This window comes from Aeromonas sp. HMWF017 (genome assembly GCF_003061465.1).
Taxonomy (GTDB): Bacteria; Pseudomonadota; Gammaproteobacteria; order Enterobacterales; family Aeromonadaceae; genus Aeromonas; species Aeromonas veronii.
The window spans coordinates 31,914-38,754 of sequence record NZ_QAJD01000083.1; the positions used below are offsets into that span (position 1 = coordinate 31,914).

Annotated in this window: 7 protein-coding genes and 1 pseudogene; 4 read left to right on the forward strand and 4 right to left on the reverse strand. The window is 60.8% G+C overall.

Going from position 1 to position 6,841, the window contains the following annotated elements; translation table 11 throughout:
* Nucleotides 1-46 precede the first annotated feature (46 nt).
* Nucleotides 47-1,330, forward strand: a complete 1,284-nt coding sequence (locus DBR30_RS07890) for a dicarboxylate/amino acid:cation symporter (protein ID WP_108588283.1) — start codon at nucleotides 47-49, stop codon at nucleotides 1,328-1,330.
* 11 nt (nucleotides 1,331-1,341) lie between these two features.
* On the opposite strand, the gene DBR30_RS07895 is transcribed toward DBR30_RS07890, so the two are convergent.
* On the reverse strand, nucleotides 1,342-1,656 hold the full coding sequence (locus DBR30_RS07895) for a putative signal transducing protein (protein WP_005339933.1): 315 nt from the start codon (nucleotides 1,654-1,656) through the stop codon (nucleotides 1,342-1,344).
* A gap of 9 nt (nucleotides 1,657-1,665) precedes the next feature.
* Complete coding sequence (locus DBR30_RS07900; RefSeq protein WP_019444678.1) at nucleotides 1,666-2,568, reverse strand: LysR family transcriptional regulator; 903 nt, start codon at nucleotides 2,566-2,568, stop codon at nucleotides 1,666-1,668.
* Between the two features lie 96 nt (nucleotides 2,569-2,664).
* Here DBR30_RS07900 and DBR30_RS07905 point away from each other — a divergent pair, with 96 nt between their 5' ends.
* Nucleotides 2,665-3,717 carry an HlyD family secretion protein gene (locus tag DBR30_RS07905; protein WP_108541707.1) on the forward strand — a complete coding sequence of 351 codons (1,053 nt, stop codon included), beginning with the start codon at nucleotides 2,665-2,667 and terminating at the stop codon, nucleotides 3,715-3,717.
* Nucleotides 3,717-5,270, forward strand: a complete 1,554-nt coding sequence (locus DBR30_RS07910; protein WP_108541708.1) for a DHA2 family efflux MFS transporter permease subunit — start codon at nucleotides 3,717-3,719, stop codon at nucleotides 5,268-5,270. Before DBR30_RS07905 ends, DBR30_RS07910 begins: the two co-directional genes overlap by 1 nt.
* 78 nt (nucleotides 5,271-5,348) lie before the next feature.
* On the opposite strand, the gene DBR30_RS07915 is transcribed toward DBR30_RS07910, so the two are convergent.
* Entirely contained in the window at nucleotides 5,349-5,975 is a 627-nt protein-coding gene (locus DBR30_RS07915) for a lysoplasmalogenase (RefSeq protein ID WP_005348507.1), read from the reverse strand.
* A gap of 175 nt (nucleotides 5,976-6,150) precedes the next feature.
* Here DBR30_RS07915 and DBR30_RS07920 point away from each other — a divergent pair, with 175 nt between their 5' ends.
* Nucleotides 6,151-6,306 (forward strand): hypothetical protein, encoded by a 156-nt coding sequence (locus DBR30_RS07920; protein ID WP_005348505.1) that lies wholly within the window; start codon nucleotides 6,151-6,153, stop codon nucleotides 6,304-6,306.
* Between the two features lie 75 nt (nucleotides 6,307-6,381).
* On the opposite strand, the pseudogene DBR30_RS07925 reads toward DBR30_RS07920, so the two are convergent.
* Nucleotides 6,382-6,841 (reverse strand): annotated as a pseudogene (locus DBR30_RS07925) (acyl-CoA desaturase); the annotation flags it as partial.

Below are 6,841 nucleotides of genomic sequence, written 5' to 3' on the forward strand. Positions count from 1 at the left end.
CGCCCCTTTTTGGCCATCGCAGACAATGTATAAGGATATTGGCGTCATGCTGTTCCATGGAGAGGCTCTCAAGCCCTGGCAGATCTGGACCCGCCGACCACTCTGGCTCAAGACCCTGATCGGCATGCTGACAGGGGTGGGTCTGGGCGTCGGCTTTGAAGAGCAAGCCCTGTTGCTCAAGCCCCTTGGCGTCTTGTTCGTCAACACCATCCAGATGCTGATGGTGCCTCTCATTTTCTGTTCGGTCATCGCTGGCCTCACCTCGCTGCTCCAGGGCAAGGCCCTCGACCGCATCGGCAGCAAGGCGATTTGTCTCTACTTCTGCTCGACCGCCATCGCCATCTGCATCGGCCTGATGATGGGCTGGCTGCTGGAACCCGGCATGGGTGCCGACATGGGCCCCTATGAGCGGGTCGGTATGTCGGAACCACCCACCCTGGCCAGCGTGCTGAGCCATCTGGTGCCGAGCAACCCGGTACAGGCGATGGTGGATGGCAAGATCCTGCAAGTGATCGTCTTTGCGGTGGCGCTGGCGGTCGCCCTCAATGCCAGCGGTCGCCGTGGCCGTCCCGCCATCCTCTTCTTCACCTCGCTGGCAGAGGGGATGTTCAAGCTGACCCAGATGGTGATGGCGCTCGCCCCTTACGGTGTCTGCGCCCTGATGGCCTGGATGACCGGCAAGTACGGCCTCGACCTGCTGCTACCGCTGCTCAAGGTGATCGGCGCCGTCTACCTCGGCTGCCTGCTGCACGTGCTCGGGGTCTACAGCACCCTGCTGCTCCTGCTGGCACGGCTCAATCCGCTGCACTACTTCAAGAGCATCGTTGATGCACAGGCGGTTGCGTTTACCAGCAGTTCCAGCAACTCCACCCTGCCCATCAGTCTGGCCTGCGCCGAGAAGCGGCTGGGAGTCTCCCCCGCCATCACCGCCAAGGTACTGCCCATCGGCGCCACCATCAACATGGATGGCACCGCCCTCTATCAGGGAGTGACTGCGCTGTTCGTAGCTCAGGCATTCGGTGTAGAGCTGCACATGGTCGATTACCTGACCATCATCAGCATCGCTACCCTGGCCAGTATCGGCACCGCAGGCACCCCGGGCACCGGGTTGATGCTGCTGACCCTGACCCTGACGGCGGTGGGCTTGCCGCTGGAAGGGGTGGCACTGATTGCAGGCATTGACCGGATCCTCGACATGGCGCGCACCACGGTCAATGTATCGGGGGATATTCTGGTATCGGTGCTGATCGCCCGCAGCGAAAACGAGCTGGATCTGGCGACCTATCACGATGCCAGCGCAGGGGAAGATATCGAGTTCCCGCCGCGCTAGCGGAAGAAAGATCAGCTGTCGTGGGGATCGTGGTGACAGCGCCAGCAGACGTCGAAGTTGGCGCCGTTCTCCTCCCCGCACTGGCCGCACAGCCAGCCATTACCCTGACGCTGCTGGTAACGCTCGATGACCCGTCCTGCCTTGCTGCGATCCTCGGCCCGCACCATCAGGGTCACCTGCAACATGTCGACCGGCAGTTCGCCAAGGGCGCCAGACAGCCCCTCGCCATTGAGGCGCACCAGCACCCCTTCCGCCTCCAGCGCCCCTTTCAACGCGTGCGCCTCCAGGGTGTGTGAGGCGCGATAGAGATTGATCCAGTTATCCATAGCTCCCCCTTACAACAACTTGTCGATGCCAAACTCGGCGCCGTTCTCAATCATGAAATCGATGAAGGCCCGCAACTTGCGCGGCATCAGTTGCCGCTCCGGAAACAGCAAATAAATCGGCACCCTGGGTTGCTGCCACTCTGGCAGCAGGATCACCAGCTCGCCGCTGGCCAGCTCATCCTGACAGAGCATAGCGGGTAACGAGGCCAACCCCAGCCCCGCCTTCGCAGCCTCCCGGGCACAGGTAATATTATTGACCCGAAAACGGGAGGGGGGGTCAACCAGCACCTCTCTGCCATCCAGCTCGAAGCACCAGTGAGAGGCGAGAAACCCGCTGCTCACCGTCACCCGCTCGTGGTTGGCCAGATCCTCCGGCCGCTCGATGACCGGGCTGCGGGCCAGATAGTCCGGGCTGGCACAGAGCAGCCTTCCTGTGCTCCAGAGTCGGCGCGCCGCCAGATTGGAGTCGCTCATGTCGCCAATCCGCACCACCGCATCCAACCCTTCACTGATGGGGTCCACCACCCGGTTGGTCAGCTCCAGCTCCACCTGCAGGGCGGGATAGGCCTGCAAAAACTTGGCGACCAAGCGCCCAACCACCAGTTGCCCCGTCTCGATAGGCACCGCCAGTTTGAGGGTGCCGGTCACCTCCTGCTGGCTGGCGCTCAGCATCAGCTCGGCTTCGGTCAGGGCATCGACCGCCTTGCTACAGTGCAGGTAGTACTTCTCCCCCTCCTCGGTCAACGTGAGCTGACGGGTGGAGCGATAGAGCAGACGCACTCCGAGCCGCTGTTCCAGTTCAGCGATGCGGCGGCTGACCATCGCCTTGGTCATTCCCAGCTCGCGGGCGGCCCCCGTAAACGAGCCCTTGTCGACGATACGCACCAGAATTAACGCGGCATTGAGATCCATTGTTGCACCAGTGAAACTGTATATCTCGTGAACCAATACTAATCGAAACAGTTGACCAGTGTTAGCCTGCGCCCCTTAAGTTCAGGAATCACAAAAATGAGTCAACACAAAAAAATTCCCCTGCTGGCAGCCATGATATTGGCGCTGCTCGGTCTGCTGTTCGCCGGTTACTGGTATCTTCACGGCCGCTATTTTGAAAGCACCGACAACGCCTATCTGCAAAGTGAAGTGACCGGGATCAGCTCCAAGCTGCCCGGCTATATCCGCGAAGTGCTGGTCACCGACAACCAGCCGGTCAAAGCAGGCCAACTGATAGCCCGTCTCGATGATCGCGAATACAAAACCAGGGTCGCGGAGGCCGAAGCCGACCTGCGCCTCAATCAGGCGACGGCCGAAAATCTGGCGGCCACCCGCACCCAACAACTGAGCCTGATCCAGCAGGCCGAGGCCAAGGTCGCCTCCGCCAATGCCGAACAGCTGCGCGCCAGCCAGCAGGTCAACCGGATCAGTCAGCTCAACCAGCGCCACTACAGCTCGCAAGACAGTCTGGACGAGGTGCGTGCCGGCCTGCAGGTCAATCAGGCGCAAGCCCGGGAGGCCCAAGCTGCCCTGCAGGCGGCCCGTGAGCGACTGCTGGTACTGGATGCCGAGCGCAAACAGAATCTGGCCAAGTTGGCATTGAGCGAAGCACAACTGGAGCAGGCCAAGCTGGAGCTAGGTTATACCGAGCTGCGGGCACCGGCCGATGGCATCATAGGCAAGCGCAGCCTGCGGGAAGGGCTCTACGTCCAGTCCGGCATGCAGGTCGCCAGTTTGGTGCCGCTGCAGCAGGTGTGGGTCGAGGCCAACGTCAAAGAGACCCAGCTCGCCCATATGCAGCCGGGCCAGAAGGTCGAAGTGGTACTCGATGCCTACCCGGATCAACCGGTCGAGGGGATCATCGACAGCCTGGCTCCGGCGACCGGCGCCAAGTTCGCTCTGCTGCCGCCGGAGAATGCCACCGGCAACTTCACCAAAATCGTGCAGCGGGTACCGGTCAAGATCCGCATCCCCGAGCCGGGCCCGCTGGCAGGCAAGCTGCTGCCGGGTCTCTCCACCGAAGTGATCGTGGATATCCGCACTCCTGATCCCGTGGTGGCTGCCAACTGATGGAACCCATTCCACGTCGCAACTGGATCGCGGTCATGGGGGGCCTTATCGGCGCCTTCATGGCCATCCTCGATATCCAGATCACCAATGCCTCCCTGAAGGATATTCAGGGGGCCCTGTCGGCCACCCTGAGCGAGAGCTCCTGGATCTCCACCTCCTATCTGGTGGCGGAGATGATCGCCATCCCCCTGAGCGGCTGGCTGAGCCGGGGTCTAAGCGTGCGCCGTTACCTGCTCTGGACCACTGGCGCCTTTATCGCCGCCTCCGTGCTCTGCTCGTTCAGCTGGAACCTCACCAGCATGATCGTCTTCCGGGCGCTGCAAGGCTTCACCGGCGGGGCGCTGATCCCGATGGCCTTTTCCCTCATCGTCACCCTGCTGCCGCTACAGAAGCGGGCCACCGGCATGGCGCTGTTCGGCCTCTGCGCCACCTTCGCCCCCGCCATCGGCCCAACCCTCGGCGGCTGGCTCACCGAGCAGATGTCGTGGCACTACATCTTCTATCTCAACGTGCCGCCGGGACTGCTGGTGATGGCCATGCTGGCCCACGGGCTGGATAAAAAACCGGTGGACTGGGCCGTGATCAAGCGGGTCGACCTTATCGGCATCGTCACCATGGCACTTGGCCTCGGCTTGCTGGAGGTTGTACTGGAAGAGGGCAACCGGGAAGACTGGTTCGGCTCAAGCTTCATCGTGCGACTGGCGGTCATCTCGGCGGTGGCGCTGGTGTTCTTCGTCATCAGCCAGCTGATCCGCCGTCACCCGCTGGTCAATCTGCGACTGCTGCACAACCCGCGCTTCGCGCTGGCCTGCTTCGCCTATCTGATCCTCGGCATGGCGCTGATGGGATCTATCTATGTGTTGCCGCTCTACATGACCCAGATCCACAACTACAACGCGCTGGAAATCGGCGAAGTCCTGATGTGGATGGGTCTGCCGCAACTGCTGGTGCTGCCGCTGGTGCCCAAACTGACCCACAAGATAGACCCGCGCTATCTGGTGAGTTTCGGCTTCCTTATCTTCGCCGTCAGCTGCTTTATGAACGTCAACATGAGTGCCGACTACGCCGGGCCGCAGCTGATCCAGTCGCTTATCGTGCGGGCGCTGGGGCAGCCCTTCATCATGGTGCCGCTCTCCCTGGTCGCCACCGCCAGCCTGAACCACGACGAGATCCCCTCCTCCTCGACCCTGCTCAACGTGCTGCGCAACCTCGGTGGTGCGTTCGGTATCGCCATCATCGCGACCATGCTCGACAACGATACCCGCACCCATGTGCTGCAAATTGGCAGCACTCTGGCCGCCAGCAGTATCGAGGGGCAGAGCTATCTGCTGCAGCTGGCCCAGAGCATGATGGCGCAGGGTTCAGGCCCCGAGATAGCCCAGCAGCAAGCCCACGCCATGCTGGCCAATACCATCAACCGGGAAGCGGCCATCATGGCCTACAACCAGGTGTTCTACATCATGGGGATCTTCTTGCTGATCGCCAGCGGCCTGATGCTGTTGCTCAAATCCCCCGCCCCACGGGCAGCGAATGCCGAACCGCTAGAGGCGTGAAAAACCGCCGGGAATAAAACGAAAAACGGGCAAGCGCCCGTTTTTCGTTATCTGTTGCCTGTACTCAACCGCATGGCGTTATCCCGCCAGCGACCCCGCAATCAGGAATTGCGCCGCAAAGTAGCTACTCATCACCCAGGCGCGGGCGTGGGGAAAGGGGCGGCGGAAGCGATCGAGCGCCAGCATGCTGTCGGAGAAGAGGAACATCAGTGCCCCTACCAGAGCGGCGGCCGAACCGGCAGTGAGAGAGGCGTGCCAGGCACCGGCAGCCACCCAGGCCATGCCGATGATCACCAGCATGTAGCAGAAGACCGGGATCCGCATCTCCCCCAGCTTGCCCCACAGCAGGCCGAATACCATGCCGGCGATCAGCAACAGCAGCAAACCATCCACCAGATTGAGCAGCAATGGTCCTTGGGCAAAACCGACGATATAGCAGAGATGCGCGACAAGAAATGCCGCCAACCCCTGAATGAAGCGATCACTTGGCAGCATCAGCAGCACATCGCCCGCCAGCGAGAGACAAAGGCCGAGCAGGATCCAGGCGTGGGAACCGTCGTGGTCATAACTCTGGTAGCCGAACGCCAACGCGATGATAAGCAACATGGTCAGTGGCTTGCTGATATAGAACTGGCGGCTGTCTGAACCGTAGGCAGCACGGATGTGCCACCAACCTGAAGCGATGATCAAGAAACTCAATAACATGCCCTGCTCCTCACCTGTTGCTCGCAGTCATACGGCAACCGTTTTTATCATGGTGCAGGGTAACAAATTCCCTCCCCCAGTGGCAGGGGTGCTTATCAAATGGGCAGGCTAAGCCTAAAGTCTAATTGCCGCACCGAGTGGTTCAGGGCATAAGTGACGGGTCTGGAGGATCACCATGGAAGAAGCTATGAAGAACTATCTGCCCGCCATCGATATCATGATGTGCCATCTGGGGATCAGCTTTGAGCAGGCCTGCGAACAACTGGGTCTCAGCCAGCAGGAGCAACAGGCGCTGGATCAGTTGCAGCAACAGCAGAGCCAAGCCAACTAGCTTGAGTTGAATCATAAAAGAGAAGACCGCCAGCAGGCGGTCTTCTCTTTTAGTCTCTGTGATAACCGGACAGCATCATGCAATACCTGCCAGCAAACGACTCCAGTTGCGTTTACCAGCGATGAAGCCGTCACGCAGGGCCCGGTACTCCAGTTGTAGCTTGAGGCGGTCATAGCGCGCCAGCGCCTTGCGCTTGCGCAGCTCCAGCAGCCGCTTGCGACTGGCGTAATAGTGTTGCAACTGCTGGCTCAGTTTGTCGTACTCCTCCTGCAGCAGCGCCTGCCACAGTTCGCGATCTTCCTGCTTGCGCAACTTGGCTTGTGCCCGTTTCAGCTGCATCTGCAGCCGGGCCTGCTCGATACGCTCCTCCGGCGAAGATCTGAGATCCCCCGCCAGACCGCACCAGGAGGCGAGCCGAATCAACCACTTGGTCGGATCGAACTGCCACCAGTGAATGCCGTTGCGGTAATCATTCTCGAACAGGTGGTGAAAGTTGTGGTACCCCTCGCCAAAGGTGAAAAAAGCCAGGATGCCG